The 18545-nt window shown below is 39.1% G+C and carries 13 protein-coding genes, 2 tRNA genes and 1 pseudogene; all 16 read left to right on the top strand.

Features of this window, described 5'->3' with window-relative positions; translation table 11 throughout:
* The first annotated feature begins 5 nt into the window (after positions 1–5).
* Positions 6–365 carry a cupin gene (locus NT145_03855; GenBank protein ID MCX5781824.1) on the top strand — a complete coding sequence of 120 codons (360 nt, stop codon included), beginning with the start codon at positions 6–8 and terminating at the stop codon, positions 363–365.
* A 2-nt stretch (positions 366–367) separates the two neighbouring features.
* The gene (locus tag NT145_03850) at positions 368–3037 is read left to right on the top strand and encodes a hypothetical protein (protein ID MCX5781823.1); all 2670 of its coding nucleotides are present in this window, start codon (positions 368–370) and stop codon (positions 3035–3037) included.
* A gap of 3 nt (positions 3038–3040) precedes the next feature.
* Positions 3041–4147, top strand: a pseudogene (locus NT145_03845) (phosphoglucomutase/phosphomannomutase family protein).
* 105 nt (positions 4148–4252) lie between these two features.
* The gene (locus NT145_03840; protein ID MCX5781822.1) at positions 4253–4444 is read left to right on the top strand and encodes a hypothetical protein; all 192 of its coding nucleotides are present in this window, start codon (positions 4253–4255) and stop codon (positions 4442–4444) included.
* Between the two features lie 432 nt (positions 4445–4876).
* The gene (gap, locus tag NT145_03835; protein ID MCX5781821.1) at positions 4877–5929 is read left to right on the top strand and encodes a type I glyceraldehyde-3-phosphate dehydrogenase; all 1053 of its coding nucleotides are present in this window, start codon (positions 4877–4879) and stop codon (positions 5927–5929) included.
* Positions 5930–5950: 21 nt separating this feature from the next.
* Positions 5951–7171, top strand: a complete 1221-nt coding sequence (locus NT145_03830) for a phosphoglycerate kinase (protein ID MCX5781820.1) — start codon at positions 5951–5953, stop codon at positions 7169–7171.
* A gap of 87 nt (positions 7172–7258) precedes the next feature.
* A complete protein-coding gene (gene secG, locus NT145_03825) occupies positions 7259–7555 on the top strand; it encodes a preprotein translocase subunit SecG (protein MCX5781819.1) in 297 nt (98 codons plus the stop codon).
* Positions 7556–8078: 523 nt separating this feature from the next.
* Positions 8079–8160, top strand: a tRNA-Leu gene (locus NT145_03820).
* Between the two features lie 239 nt (positions 8161–8399).
* A tRNA-Gly gene (locus NT145_03815) sits at positions 8400–8471 on the top strand.
* A gap of 227 nt (positions 8472–8698) precedes the next feature.
* Positions 8699–11287, top strand: coding sequence for an alpha-glucan family phosphorylase (gene glgP / locus NT145_03810; protein ID MCX5781818.1), 2589 nt, complete (start codon positions 8699–8701; stop codon positions 11285–11287).
* On the top strand, positions 11278–11940 hold the full coding sequence (locus NT145_03805) for an HAD-IA family hydrolase (GenBank protein MCX5781817.1): 663 nt from the start codon (positions 11278–11280) through the stop codon (positions 11938–11940). The genes glgP and NT145_03805 overlap by 10 nt, the downstream gene beginning before the upstream one ends.
* 44 nt (positions 11941–11984) lie before the next feature.
* A complete protein-coding gene (locus tag NT145_03800; protein MCX5781816.1) occupies positions 11985–12500 on the top strand; it encodes a TIGR03546 family protein in 516 nt (171 codons plus the stop codon).
* A gap of 16 nt (positions 12501–12516) precedes the next feature.
* The gene (locus tag NT145_03795) at positions 12517–14439 is read left to right on the top strand and encodes a TIGR03545 family protein (GenBank protein ID MCX5781815.1); all 1923 of its coding nucleotides are present in this window, start codon (positions 12517–12519) and stop codon (positions 14437–14439) included.
* Positions 14440–14946: 507 nt separating this feature from the next.
* The gene (locus NT145_03790; protein MCX5781814.1) at positions 14947–15234 is read left to right on the top strand and encodes a co-chaperone GroES; all 288 of its coding nucleotides are present in this window, start codon (positions 14947–14949) and stop codon (positions 15232–15234) included.
* Between the two features lie 27 nt (positions 15235–15261).
* Entirely contained in the window at positions 15262–16887 is a 1626-nt protein-coding gene (gene groL / locus NT145_03785) for a chaperonin GroEL (protein MCX5781813.1), read from the top strand.
* 147 nt (positions 16888–17034) lie between these two features.
* Positions 17035–18381 (top strand): TolC family protein, encoded by a 1347-nt coding sequence (locus NT145_03780; protein MCX5781812.1) that lies wholly within the window; start codon positions 17035–17037, stop codon positions 18379–18381.
* Positions 18382–18545: the final 164 nt, after the last annotated feature.

Below are 18545 nucleotides of genomic sequence, written 5' to 3'. Positions count from 1 at the left end.
ATAAAATAAAAATCATTAAAAAACCGTGGGGTGAAGAAAGGATTTTTGCCCATACCTCTAAATATGCCGGGAAAATTCTTATTGTAAGAAAAGGGCATCGCTTAAGTCTTCAATATCATAACAAGAAAGATGAAATGCTTTATCTTGAAGAAGGCCTTTTAAAACTTGAAATCGGCAAAAATGAAAAAAAACTTCTGAAGAAAACAATCATTTCAGGCGAAAGTTTTAAAGTATCGCCAAAAGTGCTTCACAGGATTGAGGCCATTGAAAACTGCCGTTTAATAGAGGTGTCTACTCCCGAATTGGATGATGTTGTGCGTGTTGCGGACGATTACGGCAGAGCAAAGGTTAAAAGGAGAAGCTAGAGATGTCTCAAGTTTGGCATTACAACAATGAAGGGGAATGTATTTTCAGCAATTTTAGCAAACTTTCCCAGCCTGTTGTTCATATGTTGGCAAATAGTCCCCAATATTTCTCCATATGCGATAATTTTTTAAGAGGATATAGCGGATATGATTACACTCGGATGTTCGGGGAATTTGACGGCCCAAACTTTCCTAAAGGAAATGCTCGGTTTCTTTGGTTTCGTTTTAATAAAAATCAAACATGGCTGGCTAATAATTTTTCCAAGCCTTTGGATAACACAGAAAAACATTCATTTACTATGGGCCTGGGTTATGTAACTTTTACGAATATTTCAAAGAAACTGGGCATAGAAGTTAAAGCAACCGTATACGTTCCGCTTAACGAAATGAAAGAAATATGGCTGGTTGAAGTGAGAAATATTTCAAAGAAAAAAATAAAATTTGATTTTATTCCAGCCGTACCGATTTTCGGGGGAAGCAGGGCTTATACTGAATATCACCGCGATGTCGTAAGGCTCTATAACAAAAGCAGGGTAACCGGCCATATTGAAATTGTTCCGGGTTTAGAATGGGTTGAAGGCAGTACCGATGCAAGCGACATATGCTACTACATGGCAGGCGAAACTTCAAAAGGCAGGAAAGGGGACAGGTTTTATTCCGATAGAGAGACTTTTCTAGGTTCAACAAATTCGTGGGCTTTTCCGGAATCAATTATTAAAAACAAACCTCCCAAATTTCAATGCCTTGGAAAAGAAGTGGTAGGCGCAATTGAATTTAAAAATGTCTCGCTTAAATCGAAGGAAACAATAGCGTTTGTCATATCAAATGGCATCAGTCATGGTATAGAAGAAACCGAAAAGGCAGTAAAGGAAACAAATTATAAATATGCTCTGGAATCCTTAAAAAAAATAAAGGATTTTTGGAATGAACGTTCTAAAAAAATTGAGATAGAAACCGGAAACAAGATATTTGACCTTTTGTGGAATAGGTGGTGGGGCTATCAGTTGTCAATGAGGTACTGGTTCGGGAATACCGGCCATCCCCAGTTTGATTACGGTTCTGACTTTTCCGGCTGGCGCGACTTCTGGCAGGATATGATGGCAGCCACCGTAATCGATCCTCAAGGCCTTGAAAAAAGGGCGCTTCATACTCTTGAAGGAATACGCCTTGACGGGACTAACGCGACCAGGTTTTTTGCCAGGACTAAAGAGTTCGGAAGTGACGAAATTAACGGGTTGTGGTGCGACCATCCTTATTGGACAACACAAACGGTGTTGCTTTTAATAAACTTTTTAGGGGATCCCGATTTAATTTTCAAGGAAGGAATATCTTATTTTAAGGATTGTTACCGCGATAGAGGCGAAAAAAAAGATTTGAACTGGCCTTCAGGTAGAATAGAACGCCAAAAAACTAAAACGGGTGAAATTTATAAAGGAACAGTTTTAGAGCATCTTCTTGTCCAGCTTCTTACAATGTTTTATGATGTAGGGCAAAACAACCTTCTTAAACAAAAAAGGGCCGATTGGAACGATGCTGTTGACCAGGTAAAAGGCGAAAATGTTACTTTTTCGCTTGGACTTGCCCAGGATTGTGTTGAGTTGGCCGACTTTTTAGAAAATATTCAAAAGAAAAACAAAATAGAAAAAATCCAAGTTTTTGAAGAACTCATACCTCTTATAGATGCCTGGCCGGATGCAAGTGTTGAAAACATTGCAGTTGATATAAAGCAACAAAAGCTTGACGAATTCCTAAAAAAAGTTAGTAGCGAGATTTCGGGGCTAAAATCGGCAGTAGAGTTATCCAAGATAATTGCTGACCTTCGTAATAAATCAAAAGTAGTTATTGAAACAGTGAATAAAAAAGCTTTTAACGGGGAATACTATATAGGATATTTTCATGCTGATGGGTCGCCAGTTGACAGCATATTTAAAGTAGGAGCGACAAAGAAAAAAAATCCGACTACTGACGATTTTGTTATGATGCTTATGCCGCAGACTTGGGCTCTGCTATCAAAAGCGGCTGACGAAATTAACGCCACTAATACAGTCCTTGACAGCGTTTGGCAGAACCTTTTTGATGATAATGTCCGGGCATTAAAACTTAATTATCCTGCTTATAATAAATTCAATAAAAAAATAGGCAGAATTACAGGGTTTGCCGCAGGAACCAAAGAAAATAACGCCATATTTTGCCATGCAAACCTTTTTATGTGCTGGGCGCTTTTGAAAAGGAGAAAAACGGAAGAGGCATTTAAAATATTTTCAGGAATAAATCCTCTTAATCATAATCAGGAGATTTTGCGGACAGGCCCATGGATACCGGAATATTATATTTCCTCAGATAACCCCAACTTTCCCGGCAGGGGAGAATATCCCATGCTAACTGCGTCCGGGGGATGGGCAAGATATCTTATTCAGAATTTCTTTTTCGGCGTCAGGGGCGAACTGGACGGTTTAAGGATAGATCCGTGCCTTCCTGCGGTAAAAGAGTTCAAGGAATGTAAGCTTTCCATACATTTCCGCAACGCTTTTTATGAGATTTACTTTAAAAATCAAAACCTTATCAAAAACGCGCAGATTCAAAAAATAATAGTTGACGGGACAGAAATTAAAGGCAATCTTATAAAACCTTTCTCTGAAGGAAATCATTCCATAGAAGTGTTCCTCGGATAAAACATGAAAAACAATGGCTATAATGTAAAATTTGGCACTGACGGATGGCGTGCGGTGATATCTGACGATTTTACTTTTGAAAATGTCAAAAAAATCGCCAAAGCAATAGCAATGTATGCTCTCCAAAAAGAAAAAACTCCAAAAATCATAATAGGTTATGATACAAGATTTCTTTCAAAAGAGTTTGCAAAACTTGTGGCTGACATTTTTTCAGATTCCGGCTGCGAAACAATATTGAGCAATCACTTTGTTTCTACGCCTTGCCTATCGGTAAATGTGGCGGAAGGAAAAGCTTTCGGCGGAATTATGATTACGGCAAGCCATAATCCTTACCAATTTAACGGCATAAAATTCAAAACTTCCAAAGGATGTTCAGCTCCGGAGCAAATAACTCAAAAAATTGAAAATAATATATCTTTGGATTATGAGAAAGGCAACAAGGGATCTTTAAACGAAGCTGATCTAATAAAACCTTATCTGAAAAAACTAGCTTCCCGCGTAAATTTAGATATTATAAAAAAATCAAAGTTGAAAATAGTGTTTGATCCGATGTACGGTTCAAGCATAGATTATGTAAGCGATGTCCTTAAAAATTCAAATTGCAGGTGCATACAGATCCATGGCAAACCTGACCCGCTTTTTGGCGGACTAAATCCGGAACCTATTGAAGAGCACCTTTTTGATTTAAAAAAAGAAGTTTTGAAAAATCGAGCTTCCTGCGGGATTGCAACAGACGGTGACGGAGATAGAATAGGCGTTATAGATGAAAAGGGCAGATACCTTACTCCTCACCAGATTTTTCCTTTACTTTTGTATTATTTGTGCAAGTATAGGGGAATGAAAGGGAAAGTTGTCCAGTCTATTTCTTTGGGTTATGTAAGCGAAAGAATCGCCAAAGACTTTAATCTTCAATTTGAAGAAGTCCCGGTGGGATTTAAGTATATAGCAGAAAAAATAATTAATTAAAATATACTAATGGGGGGGGAAGAAAGCGGGGGTTATGGGTATGGAAACTTTATACCGGAAAGAGACGGGATACTTAATTCCTTGAAAATTATTGAGATGCTTTCTTATACCGGGAAAAACCTTTCGGAATTAATATCAGAAATTGAAAAAAAATACGGCAAGTCCTCTTTTATCAGGACAGATTTTATAAATCCGGGAATAGAAAAGACCGAATTCGTAAGAAAAGCGAAGGAAAAAGCGCCCAGCAATGTGGATAACCTCAAAATAAAAACAGTTAAAGATTATGACGGGGTAGAATTTGTGCTTGAGGACGGCTCTTGGCTATTGATGAGGCCTTCAGGAACCGAGCCGGTTATCAGGGTATATGCGGAATCTGAAGAAATAAAAAAAACCAAGCGACTCATCAAATGGGGCAGCGAGATCGTTGATTCTTTAACATAAAAACCGAAATAGAATTAATGATTCGTTTGACCGTGAAAGCAAAGCTCGAGCAGAATAATCTCAATAATTTCGCTTAAAGAGACTTGATAGTTTCGATTTTCCGCGAAGAGGCGGACTTTTTCCATAGCGCCGCATTCCACGGCTTTCCAAGTCATTGACGCGTCTTTGCCCTGGATGATTCTTAGTGCATCAGCTTCAAGTCTAATGAATTCCTGGAGTGACATTTTAACCGCCTCCTTTCGATTATATTATATATAAAAGGTGAAAAAGATATCTAAAATACTTGTAAAAATATTGTAAAAACAAGCATTTTTGTGGTTTTATAGCTTAATTCTCAGTTAAATTTGACAATATGAATTTTTTTTTATAATATTACCACCCCACCATAAGAATTTAAATAATCCGTTTCCAACGGTAAAAAAGGAGGAAGTTATGGGAGTAAAAGTAGGCATCAATGGATTTGGAAGGATAGGGAGGCTGGTAGCAAGAGCTATCCTTGAAAGAAAAGACAAAAATCTGGAACTGGCAGCAATCAATGATCTAACCGATTCAAAAACAAATGCTCATCTTTTGAAATATGATTCGATACACGGCCGGTTTTCCGAAGATGTAAAAGCTGTCAGCGAAGAAGAAATCTTGGTCGGCGGGAAAAAAATCAAAGTTTTGAAAAAAACTGATCCAGCCGAGCTGCCTTGGAAGGACTTAGGGATAGAAGTTGTGGTTGAATCCACGGGACTTTTCACTGTTAAAAAAGACGGGGTAAACAAAAAGGGCAAGTTAGTCAAAGGGGCCGAAAATCATATTACAAAAGGCGGGGCTAAGAAAGTTATTATTTCTGCTCCTGCAGAAGGGGAAGATATCACTATTGTTTTGGGCGTTAATGAAGATAAATATGATCCCAAAAATCACCATGTTATTTCCAATGCGTCTTGCACTACCAACGCTTTGGCTCCCGTGGCTAAGGTTCTAAACGACAAATGGGGAATTGTTAAGGGTTTAATGACAACCATTCATTCATATACAAACGATCAAAGAATTCAGGATATGTATCATTCAGACTTAAGGCGCGCAAGGGCTGCGGCAGTATCCATGATCCCGACTTCTACAGGAGCTGCAAAAGCAATAGGCCTAGTTATACCTGAACTAAAGGGCAAGCTTGACGGTTTTGCAATCCGAGTCCCTACACCAAATGTGTCAATAGTAGACCTTACCGTTCAGCTCGGCAAGAATGCAACCGCAGAAGAGATAAATGCGGCTCTTAAGGAGGCATCGGAAGGAAAAATGAAAGGATATCTAGGATATGAAGAACAGCCTCTTGTTTCAATTGATTTCAATCATTGCGATATAAGTTCCGTCGTTGACGCGAAATTAACAAAGGTTATTGACGGCAACTTTGCAAAAGTTATTGCCTGGTATGATAACGAATGGGCTTACTCAAATAGAGTGGTAGACCTAATCGGTTATTTAGTGAAAAAGGGCTTATAAGTTGTTGCTGTCGGAGGAATAATAATGAAGAAAACACTCAAGGAAATGAACCTGAAAGAAAAAAAGGTCTTAGTTAGGGTTGATTTCAATGTTCCGCTTGATGAAAAAGGGCAAATAACGAATGATAAAAGAATTGTTGCTACTTTGCCCACAATAAAATATTTGCTTGAGCAAAAAGCCGCTGTTATTCTGATGTCCCATCTGGGCAGGCCAAAAGGCAAAGTAGTGCCTTCAATGAGCCTTAAACCCGTAGCAAAAAGGCTCGGTGAGCTAATAGGAAAAGAAGTTAAAATGGCTCCGGATTGTATAGGGCCGGAAGTAAAAAAGCTTGCCGCAGATTTAAAATCTGGAGAAATCTTGCTTTTAGAAAATTTGCGGTTTCATCAAGAAGAAGAAGATAATAACGATAAATTCGCAAAAGAGCTTGCATCAATTGGTGAAGTTTTTGTCCAAGACGCCTTTGGAACGGTGCACCGCGCACACGCTTCAACAGTCGGAATAGTGAAGTATGTCAAGGATGCCGGAGCCGGTTTTTTAGTTGAAAAGGAGCTGAAATTTCTAGGAGATACTTTAAATAATCCTAAACGGCCTTTTCTTGCAATTTTAGGCGGGGCCAAGGTATCCGACAAAATAGATGTGATTGAAAACCTCTTAGACAAGGTTGACGATTTAATTATAGGCGGAGCGATGGCATACACTTTTTTGAAAGCCGAAGGGGTTGAAACGGGGAAGTCTTTGGTAGAAAACGATAAAATTGATGTGGCAAAAAATCTTTTGAAAAATGCGCAGAAAAAAAAGGTCAGTATTTTTATTCCTAACGATCATATAGTGGTGGATAAAATAGATTTTGAAAAAAAAGTTGTTTTAAATGGTGCTATAGTTAAGGAAACCGAAGGTGCGGATATTCCGGCCGGTTTTATAGGAGTTGATATAGGCCCTGAAACACTGAGGAGATTTTCACCTTTGATTTTATCAGCTAAAACCATTATCTGGAACGGTCCTTTGGGGGTATTTGAAATTGATGAGTTTTCAAAGGGGACTGTTGAGGTAGCTAAAGTGGTAGCGCAGTCAACTGAGAAAGGTTCTATTTCAGTTGTCGGCGGAGGGGATTCCATAGCAGCTGTTAAAAAAGCCGGTGTGGATAAAAAAATCACTCACATTTCTACAGGTGGCGGAGCTTCTTTAGAGTTTTTGGAAGGGAAAGAGCTCCCCGGAATAGCTGTATTGCCGGAAAAGAAATAATTTTAGTTTAAAAAAGGCATTTTCTCAGTCGGTATTTAACAAAAAACGCAGTTTGATTTTGAATTGAATATTTAGTAGGATGGTAAAATGTATACGTTTATTTTGATAGTACATTTAACAGTTTGTATCGGCTTGATTTTGATTGTTCTTCTCCAAGCTGGAAAAGGCCAGGGTATAGCCGGGCTTTTTGGCGGGGGAGGATCTGACCAGCTTTTCAGCGCGCCGTCAGGCATGGCATTTATCAAGAAAATTACTGTGGCAATGGCAGTTATTTTCGTGATAACCTCTTTAACTTTGACTGTCATGACCGCAAGACAAAGCATAAGATCAGTTACAAGCCAGATACCCTATATCCCTGTTGAGCAGCCGCCGCTTCCTAAATAAGGTATTAGTAGGTAGTCCTCGGACCCATAAGGTTCCTCGACTCATAAGTCTATGGACTGAGAGCCTATGGACCTGAGGGCAGGTTGGTTTTAGGTAGTGGCATGCTTAACAATTTTAACTCCACTTCCGTGTTTCGGAGTTGGTTCTTGGTCTTTTGGATTTGGTATTGTTCATTTCAAGTGGTAACTGGTTACCCTCGGTCCATAGGACCTATGGGTCCGAGGACTGTTCACTGATAACTGTCGTTAAGTTGCTGGGGTGGTCCAGCACATTAATAATATGCGGGATAAACTCCACAAGCCGCCTTCGGCGTCTATTCCTTAGTTTTGTTTTTTTGTTTAGTTTTACTGGTAACTGATTACTGTTCACTGATAACTGTCGTTATGTTGCTGGGGTGGCCCAGCACATTATAATGTGCTGGATAAACTCCAAAGTCGCTTTCAGCGACTATTCCTTGGTCTTTCGGTCTTAGTTCTGTTGTTGCTGAAAGCTGACAGCTGGTTGCTGGTAGCTTCTGTTTCATGCTGGGGTGGCGGAATTGGCATACGCGCATGTTTGAGGGGCATGTCCTTCACCGGATGCGGGTTCAAGTCCCGCCCCCAGCATATCTACTTAGGAAAGGGTTCAGCGAATCGCCGTAGGCGAGAAGCGACGATTTAATGGCTGCATTTTCACATGAATAAATGTGAATGGTCTATGCAGGCCGCCGAGACGGTGAGGCGGCGGGGTATGACCGAAGGGAATACAACCTTAGGTTTCCCCTTGTGGAGCGTTTCGGCGCAGCAGATTCCTTCGGAGCCGAAACGTTTCTTATTCGTCCGAACGTAAGTGATGACGCGACATTGCGGGCGTAATTCAGCGGTAGAACGTCTCGTTGCCAACGAGAATGTCGTGGGTTCAAGTCCCATCGCCCGCTCTTTTACAGTTACCAGTAAACAGTGACCAGTGACCAGAAAAAACTAAGAGGCGTTTGAAAAACTTGGACTTGAAGCCCCCTAAAGGGGCTCCATGATGTTTTTAAGGAAGTCGCAACCCCCAAGAGATTGGCTTATTTTAGTTTTTGATTCTCAAGAAACCTTTCTTAATTTTTCCTATACGGTTGTTTGTCCAATAAATTTAGCAAAATAAAATGAGAGGTGCGTGATGGAAAAAGACCTTTTTAATCTGCAGTCTGAGAAATTCTTACTTAAGAATTTCCGAAGATATATTTCAATCCCTCATCTTCCAGAAAACTTAAAACCTCTTCTTGATATTGCATATAACTTGTGGTGGAGCTGGAACTCTGACGCGATTGAGCTTTTTAGAAGAATGGACCGAGACGAATGGGAACTTGCATATCATAACCCTATCAAACTGCTGGCGCATATCGGCCAAGACAAGCTTAAAAAGCTTTCAGAAGACGATTCTTTTCTTACACACCTTGAACGTATCCAGGAGGACCTAAAACATTATCTGGAAATGACAACCTGGCATGGGCAGGAATTTCCTGAACACAAGGCAGTTATAGCTTATTTTTCTACAGAGTTCGGGCTTTACGAAAGTCTCCCTATATATTCCGGCGGTCTTGGCGTGCTTTCGGGGGATCACATAAAATCGGCAAGCGATATGGGCCTTCCCATGGTTGCGGTCGGCCTTTTATACCGATACGGATATTTCAAACAATACTTAAATTTTGACGGCTGGCAACAGGAAGAATATACAGAAAATCATTTTTTTAGGATGCCGCTGCAAATCGCCAAAAATTCTAACGGGGACGACATAAAAATTTCAGTAGAACACCCTAAAGGAAGAGTATACGCAAGAATATGGAAAGTTCAAGTTGGAAGGGTGCCTCTATTTCTTCTTGATACCGATATAGACGAAAATTCACCTGAAGACCGCGACATTACAGGATACCTTTACGGCGGTGACCGTGAAATGAGGATCAGACAAGAAACAGTTTTAGGTATCGGCGGTATCAGAGCCCTTAAAGCGCTTAATATTGTTCCTGACGTTGTGCATCTAAATGAAGGGCATAGCGCCTTTTTGATTTTAGAAAGAATAAGAATGCTTATGGAACAAAATAATTTAGGATACGAAGAAGCAAAAGAGATTGTTAAGGCTTCTTCAGTTTTTACAACCCATACGCCTGTTCCCGCAGGAAATGAGGTTTTTGCGCCCGAATTAGTATCAAAATATATGGAGCCGATAATTAAAAAACTTGGCATTACAGCTGAAGAGTTAGTAAAGCTAGGCAAAGTAAATCCCGAGGATGTCAAGGAAGGTTTTGGCATGACGGTTTTAGCTTTAAAAATGACAGGCTACGCAAACGGGGTAAGCAAGCTTCACGGAACCATTTCCCGAAATATGTGGAAACCACTTTGGCCGGATATGCCCAAAAACGAAATTCCAATAACTTCAATAACAAACGGTATACATACCAATACATGGATTTCATACGAAATGGCAGGATTATTTGACCGCTATATGGGTAATGCCTGGAAAGACGAGCCGGCCAACCAGTCTATCTGGCAAAGAGTTGAACAAATACCTGATGCTGAACTGTGGAGAAGCCACGAGCGAAGAAGAGAAAGGCTGGTTTCTTTTGCAAGAACGAAACTTAAAGCGCAGCTTATAAGAAGAGGGGCATCGCGCAATGAAATAGATTATGCGGACCAGGTTCTAGATCCGGAAGCTTTAACGATAGGTTTTGGCCGGCGGTTTGCTTCTTACAAAAGAGGGGATCTTTTGTTTAGAGATCTTGCCAGAATAAAAAATATTCTTGTACAAAAAGAAAAACCGGTTCAGTTAATTATTGCAGGGAAAGCCCACCCTCAGGATAATTTTGGCAAAGAACTTATAAAATCCATAATACATATCTCCCGCGATCCTGATTTGAGAAGCAAAATTGTTTTTATTGAAGATTACGATATGAATGTGGCCCACTATATGGTACAGGGCGCGGACGTATGGCTCAACAATCCCAGAAGGCCTTCTGAAGCCTCAGGCACCAGCGGAATGAAAGTAGCTGTTAACGGGGTGTTGAATTTAAGCGTTCTTGACGGCTGGTGGTGCGAAGGTTATAACGGTGAAAACGGCTGGTCAATAGGCGCGGGAGAAGAATATTCGGATCCCGTATATCAGGACGAGGTGGAAAGCAAGGCCATTTACGATTTGCTTGAAAAAGAGATAATACCGTTATTTTATGACCGGACTAGAGACGGCCTTCCAAGGGGCTGGATAAAAAAGATGAAAACTTCAATGCAGACAATAGGGCCCGCTTTTAATACCAACCGGATGATAGAAGATTACACGCGAAAATTTTATATCCCGGCCCATGTTGATTATTTTAAAATGGTTAAAGATAATTTCGCCGGGTCAAAAAACTTTGTACAATGGCAAAAGTTTATATGCAAAAAATGGTCAGGAATAAAGGTTCTTAGCGTAGATGATAACCTTAAAACCGATGTGGAACTCGGAAACAGTTTTAAAGTTACTGCAAAGATTAAAATCGGAGAAATACGTCCCGAAGATTTAAGCGTTGAAATATACTGGGGATATTTAGATTCTAAGCATAATATTAACGGGCCTGCCAGCGGAAAAATGAAACTGGCAGGAAGTTCTGATGGGACTTGCACTTTTGAGGGAACAATCAAGGCGGACCGTGTAGGACATTGCGGATATGCGATTAGGGTTCTTCCGCAATTTGAAGGGAAAGTTCTTTTTATCCCCGGGCTTATTACGTGGCAATAGGACACATGCTTAAAGATAAGTTTAAGCTATTCATATTTGATCTTGACGGCACCCTGATAGACTCCCAAATAGATATCTTAAATTCAGTTAATCATGTCCGTTCTCTTCTTAAGCTACCTCCTCTTGAACTATCAAAAGTTAGATCCTATATAGGAAATGGCGCAAATATTTTGGTACAAAAAATTCTTCCCGGAGCAAACCAGAAAGAATTGGCTAATGCTTTTGTAGAGTTCAAAAATTACTATTATAAACATCCCGTAGAAAATACTAAAATTTATTCCGGCATATTAGAATTACTTGAAAAATTAAAAGGAAAAAAGAAAGCAGTTCTTACCAATAAGCCGGAAAACATTTCAAAAAAAATCCTTGAATCATTGAATCTTGATTCCTATTTTTCTTTAGTTTGGGGCGGGGATACCGGGCCGAAAAAAAAGCCTGATCCTGGCCCGATACACTCTATCTTGAAAAGATTTAAATTGGAGCCCAAAGATGCCATAATGATTGGTGACGGAATAAACGACATTCGAGCGGCTAAGTCAGCCGGTGTTGCAACATTAGCTTTGGGATACGGATATACGGACGAAAAAGAGATCCTTGATTTAAGACCTGATTATTTTTCAAAAACTATCAAAGATTTACTTGAAATGATATAAAAAATTGGATAGAATTTATCAAATTTAGCCAGCAGGAGGTAATAATGTTTTTTTATAAAATTATTAAATCAATAATCGGAATTTTACATTCCCAGATTTCGCCCAATGAAATAGCTTTTGGTGCTGCGCTTGGCGCATTCATCGGCCTTTCTCCTTATATGACGCTCCATAACTTGATTATATTTTTGCTAATCTTCCTTTTAAAAGTAAATGTGGGGTCAGCATTTTTGTCAGTGGGAGTTTTTGCCGTCATAGGGCGCATTTTTGATCCATTGTCAGACGCGATAGGATATGTGCTTTTAGTAAACATAAATTCGCTAACCCCGTTTTGGACAAAACTTTATAATATGCCTTTAGTTCCCTTTACGAAATTTTATAATACCATTGTATTGGGGAGTTTTGTTATAGCGGTTTTGCTTTTCGTTCCCATATTTTACTTTTCTAAATGGTTCATAAATTATTACCGTTTAAGTCTGCAGGCTAAAATTCAGAACTGGAAAATAATGAAAATATTCAAACTAAGTTCTATCTTCAATATGTACGATAAATATCAAAAATAGACAATAGGGAGATTATATGCGTTGGAAATATTTTATTCCTGTTTCCGCATTTGTTGTAATTTGTTTTGTATTCAGCATCTTTTTTCTTGATATGATTTTAAAGAGCGCTTTCATATCAGGCGGGGAAATGGTTTTCGGCGCAAAAGTTGAGATTGCTTCGGTAAAAACTAAATTCAGAAACCTTTCAATAAATATTTCAGGACTAAAAATTGCCAATAGAAGCGACTTTTTTAGAAATCTTATAGAAATTGACAGTATTCGTTTTGCCCTAAAACCTCTGCCGTTGCTTTCTAAAAAGGTTATTATTGAAGAAATGGCGCTTGACGGCTTAATGTGGAACACGAAAAGGGATTTATCCGGAGCTTTGCCGCCGCGCAAAGAAAAGAAATTCGTTAAAAAAGAAAAAAAAGAAAATAAAAGCAGCCCAACCGCCAAACTATTTTCTTCTATAAAAGAAAAAGCAGGTTCCGAGGCGTCGGCACTTCCCGCTGCGGACAAGATAAAAGAAGTTCAGAAGGAATTTAAAAACATTTCTTTTACAAATGCGGTATCTTTAGCTGATTTAAAATCAATTGGTGAAATGGATGCCCTGAAAAGCAGTTATTCTCAAAAATACTCGCAGTATGATTCTCAATTGAAGTCTTTAGATCTTGACCAGAAAATTAGCAAAGCAGTTGCGGCATTAAACGAAATTTCTTCAATAAAAATTGAGACAATTCAGGATATAGAACCGGCAAAGACAAAGCTTGATTCATTCAATTCAACCAGGGAAGAATTAAACAATACCATATCGCAATTACAGCTAATGCAGTCTCAAATGTCTCAAGATTTCGGCAGCGAAAAAGACGTGTTAGCTAAAATTAATCAGCTTAAAGAGGGCGATTACAAAGCTTTGGCGGACAAACTAAAACTGCCTAGTTTTTCTTTCGGGAATCTGTCGCAGTCGATTTTTGGCCCCGTATGGCTAGATAGAGTTCATAAGATTCTTTATTATTTGGAAGTTGCAAGAAAATACATGCCCCCTAAAAAGAAAAATGAAAAAATGGTAAACACACGGCTTAAAGGAAGAGATATCAGTTTTCCGAAGGAAGATAATCCGCCCGACTTCCTTATCGGTAAGATTATTGTTAGCGGAACTACCGGGGGATACGGCAAAGAAGGGGAACCTTTGGACTTCAAGGGGGTAATAACCGGTATAACTTCCGATCCGGTCCTTTTAGGGAGACCGACTAAAATTGATATAAGCGGGTCTCAAGGCAAAAGAACTCTTATACTTTATGGAGTCTTGGATCATACCACCGATAAGCCCGTTGACACTTTGAACATATTATTTTCGGGTCTTTCTGCGCAAAGTTTAGGGATACCCTCTTCCGACTATTTGCCGGATATGAAAAATGGAAAAGGTGTTCTTGATGGAAGGCTGATTCTTAAAGGCGAAAATATCGCATCAAATATGGAACTCAAAATCAGCGGATTTAAGAGTTCCGGCGTTGAAACTGACGAAACAAGAAAAATAATTCTATCGCTTTGGAAAGGGATTTCGGAAATAATCGTGAATGCCAAGCTTTCAGGCACGTTTGAAAATCTGTCTTTTTCAATTTCATCAAATATGGATAAAATTCTTTCCGAAAGACTAAAAAATATGTTAGGCGCAAAATTTGCCGAAGTCCAAAATAAGCTTAAAGCAGAAATTACACGGCTGACGAATCAGAAAAAGGATGAAGTTATGGGAGAATTTAATTTAAAGAAATCTGAATTAACAAAACAGTATGGCGACAAACAAAAAGAAATACAATCAAAAACTGATGAAATAAAATCAAAAATAGCATCAAAAGAAAACGAAGGAAAAGATCAGGCTGACAAAGAAAAGAAAAAAGCCGAAGACCAGGTGCGTAAACAGGCCGAACAGAAACTTAAAGAACTGAACCTGTTTAAATAGCTGCAGTGATTAGTAATCAAGTTTTATGGCAAAGAAGCAAAAATGTAGTGGGTTTTGTTGTAGTCTAGCAACTCTGAACTAATAACTCAGCACTTTTGTTAATAGCACTTCCATAGGTGGAGTGCTAATTTTTTTAAAGAGGACTTGACAAAGTTTTTTAAGTTTTGTTATAATTAGCGCTCCCAATACAAGAGTGCTAATTAAGTTTTTTAGCGTATACTCAATTTAATCAGATACTGAGTTTATTATTTGAAAGCCGGAACAAAGAAACCATGAACCAGAACGAAGTTCGGTTCATGGTAAATTAAGCCATCCTACGCCAAGGCTACGGAGGACAGACCCGAAAGGGCAGACTGCCCGCCGAAGTCCTTCGACTTCGCTCAGGACAATGAGCCTGTCGAACTGCTGTGTTATCAATAGGGCAGCTTGTCCGCCTCAGGCGGAAATAGCCCTGATTTTTGAAAACACGCATAGCGCAGGTGGGCGACATTAAGGAGGTGTAACCCTATGAAAATTAGACCATTAGGTGACAGAGTGTTGGTAAAACCAACTGAGGAAAAAGAAGTAAAGAAGAGCGGCATCATAATTCCAGATACCGCAAAAGAAAAACCCATGGAAGGGGAAGTCATTTCGGTAGGTAAAGGAAAAATAGGAGATGACGGTAAGTTAATTCCAATGGATGTAAAGGTCGGAGACAAGATTCTGTACGGAAAATATTCCGGCACGGAAATAAAAATCAATGAAATAGATCACTTGATCATGCATCAGGACGATATCCTGGGTGTTATAGACTAAATTAATCAGTAATAGGAGGAAAGAAGTATGGCAAAACAGATAAATTATGCTGATGACGCTAGAAAATCAATTAAAAACGGAGTTGACAAATTGTCCAATGCGGTAAAAGTAACGCTGGGGCCAAAAGGCCGTTATGTTATTTTAGACAAAAAATTCGGTTCTCCAACAATAACTAATGACGGTGTAACCATAGCTAAAGAAATTGAGCTTGAAGACCCTTTTGAAAATATGGGCGCGCAGCTGGTAAAGGAAGTTTCTTCAAAAACTAATGATGTTGCAGGCGACGGGACAACAACTGCATGTGTTTTGGCTCAGGCAATTACTGCGGAAGGTTTAAGAAACATTACTGCGGGCGCTAATGCAACCCACATTAAAAGAGGAATTGACAAGGCGGTTACAGCAGTGGTTGAAGAAATCAAAAAGAATGCAAAGCATGTTAAGGGAAAAGAAGAAATTGCCCAGATCGCTTCTATATCTGCAAACGATAAAGAGATCGGAAACCTTATCGCTGACGCTATGGAAAAAGTGGGGAAAGACGGAGTTATCACGGTTGAAGAAGGAAAATCAGCCGAAACCACTTTAGACGTGGTTGAAGGAATGCAATTTGACCGCGGCTACGTTTCTCCCTACTTTGTGACAGATGCCGAAAGAATGGAAGCGGTGCTCGAAGACCCTTATTTTATCATAACAGACAAAAAACTCGCATCAATGCAAGAGATCCTTCCCCTTTTAGAAAAAGTTGTCCAAACCGGGAAGCCATTCATTATCATTGCTGAAGACATTGAAGGCGAGGCACTTGCCACTTTAGTTGTCAACAAAATCCGAGGCACCCTTAAAGTTGCGGCGGTGAAAGCTCCGGGTTTTGGAGACAGGCGTAAAGAAATTTTGCAAGACATAGCGGTTTTAACCGGCGGGACAGTAATATCCGAGGAGATTGGGCTAAAGCTGGATAAGGTCACTGTTGATATGCTCGGCCAGGCGAAACGGGTTACGGTTGACAAAGAAAATACAACCATAGTTTCCGGCGCGGGCGATAAAAAAGAAATTGAAGCGCGCATTTCTCAAATACGCAAACAAATAGAAGAGACAAAATCCGATTACGACAAAGAAAAACTCCAAGAACGGCTTGCAAAACTCGTGGGAGGAGTAGCGGTGATAAATGTCGGCGCGGCAACTGAAACAGAAATGAAAGCAAAAAAATTCAAGGTTGAAGATGCTATGCATGCAACGAGAGCCGGTGTTGAGGAAGGAGTTGTTTGCGGCGGCGGAGTGGCATTGCTGAGAGCCCAAAACGTATTGGAAAAAATCAAGGGTTCTGACGCCGACGAGCAAACCGGTATCAATATTGTAATAAGATCCTTAGAAGAACCCATAAGAGAAATTGCGACAAACGCGGGCCTTGAAGGATCAATTGTAGTGGATAAAGTAAGAAACAGCAAGGATCCGAATTTTGGTTTTGACGCTGAAGCATGTGAATATGTTGATATGTTTAAAGCGGGGATACTTGATCCTGTAAAAGTTACCCGTTCAGCGCTGCAAAATGCGGCATCTATTGCCGGGCTTCTTTTGATAACTGATGTTTTGATTACAGACATTCCCGAGAAAAAACAGCCGATGGGAATGGGTCCTGGAATGCCTCCAATGGACTACTAGAAAATAGATTGAAATACTAAATAGAATCCCCGGGTTTCCGCCATAGGCTGGTGCCCGGGGATTTCAATTTCAAATTAATTTTATTTGAATTTTATTTCCTGCTGTGATATAATTACTCTTTATATAAATAAAGGGTGAAATATAAGTATGAGAATTTGTCAGCTTAAACAAATATCGATCAAAAAAATAGCTATTGTTTTTTTCCCTTTATTTCTGTATAGTTTTTCTTTCGCTAAAAATTTAAATGAAGAAACGGCAACAATTTTAGCACTTCAAAACAGCAGGGAATTAAAGATTGCCGAACAAGAACTTGAGGTGGCCAAAGGGGCTCGTTATGAAGCAGTTTCTACCGCACTTCCTCAAATCTATATAGGACTTTCTTACAGCAGGATTAACAGCGCTTCAGTCATTAGTCCTTTTATTCCAGAAGAATCTTTTCTGATACCAATTGGAGTTCCTTCTGAAACTAAATCCAATAAACTCTCTAATAACTATGGGGGACAGGTATTAGTATTGCAGCCTTTATTCACCTGGGGACAGATAAAATTCACAAACGTACTGGCGAAACAGAATTATCTATTTACAAAAGAGAAACTGAGCCAGGCAAAAAACGATTGCATTTTCAAAGCAAAAGAAAATTTCTATAAAACTCTTCTTGCCATAAAACTTTCTTTAATTGCGGATGAATCTTATGATTTAAGCCAAAAGAGGCTTGAAATGACCAAGAACCTTTTTAATGAAGGAAAAGCTTCAAAATATGATGTTTCAAGAGCGGAAGTTGTAGTAGCAAACGCAAGAACACTCGCTTTAAAAGCCGAAAATATTTTTGAGGTATCAAAAGAAACGCTAAAAAGTTTTTTGGATTTGAAAGAAGATATAGTTATTGAAGGAGAATTTAATTTTCAAGACTTAGATTTTTCTATAGATGAAATATGGGAAAAAATGGTTTATGCCCGCCCTGAAATTAAGCAGATGGGGTATCGGGAAAATATAGCCAAAAGCCTTCTTTCAATAAATAAAACTAATAGCAAGCCGAAAATTAATTGCGATTATTATTATACATCTGATGCCCCAGATTTGTATAGGGATTTTAATAGCTGGAATAAGAGCTGGATACTTGGTGTTTCATTATATTGGCACGTTTTTGACGGTCTTTTAAGTTACGGGAAAATAAAAAAAGCAGATGCCCAGCTTGAACAGGTTAGGAACACAAACAAGGCAAATCTTGAGGTATTCAAGCTAGAAGCTATTTCCGCATATTTAAATTTCAACCAAGCAAAAAAGAGCATTTCAGTAGAAAAGGAAAATGTTATTCTGGCGAATGAAAACCTAAAAATCGCGCACAAAAGATATTCAATGGGACTAATGTCTTCTATTGAACTTCAGGATGTGCAATTTGCTTTTTCTCAGGCAAAAACAAATTATCAGCAGGCATTGTATGATTATAATATTGCTATCGCGACAATATTAAAAGTTATGGGGAGTAATAATTAAGGGTTTAAAATATTAAATCCTCAAATTTCTGATATCATGTTTAAAAAAATTATAAGCATAATTATCTTGGTAGTTTTTGTCATTACTGGATACAAAGTGTATCTTTATTTTGAAGGCAGAAAATCAAAAAATTTAGACATTGAAAAGGCGATGCCGGTTGAAAT

It is taken from the genome of Elusimicrobiota bacterium, from assembly GCA_026388075.1.
Classification (GTDB): domain Bacteria; phylum Elusimicrobiota; class Endomicrobiia; order Endomicrobiales; family JAPLKN01; genus JAPLKN01.
Note: the sequence above shows the minus strand (reverse complement) of the source record. Positions and strands in the feature narration are given on the sequence as shown.

Coding starts and splice junctions, on each gene's coding strand:
- gap (MCX5781821.1), top strand. CDS start 4,877: ATGGGAGTAAAAGTAGGCATCAATGGATTTGGAAGGATAGGGAGGCTG.
- NT145_03850 (MCX5781823.1), top strand. CDS start 368: ATGTCTCAAGTTTGGCATTACAACAATGAAGGGGAATGTATTTTCAGC.
- NT145_03800 (MCX5781816.1), top strand. CDS start 11,985: ATGTTTTTTTATAAAATTATTAAATCAATAATCGGAATTTTACATTCC.
- NT145_03790 (MCX5781814.1), top strand. CDS start 14,947: ATGAAAATTAGACCATTAGGTGACAGAGTGTTGGTAAAACCAACTGAG.
- secG (MCX5781819.1), top strand. CDS start 7,259: ATGTATACGTTTATTTTGATAGTACATTTAACAGTTTGTATCGGCTTG.
- NT145_03780 (MCX5781812.1), top strand. CDS start 17,035: ATGAGAATTTGTCAGCTTAAACAAATATCGATCAAAAAAATAGCTATT.
- glgP (MCX5781818.1), top strand. CDS start 8,699: ATGGAAAAAGACCTTTTTAATCTGCAGTCTGAGAAATTCTTACTTAAG.
- groL (MCX5781813.1), top strand. CDS start 15,262: ATGGCAAAACAGATAAATTATGCTGATGACGCTAGAAAATCAATTAAA.
- NT145_03795 (MCX5781815.1), top strand. CDS start 12,517: ATGCGTTGGAAATATTTTATTCCTGTTTCCGCATTTGTTGTAATTTGT.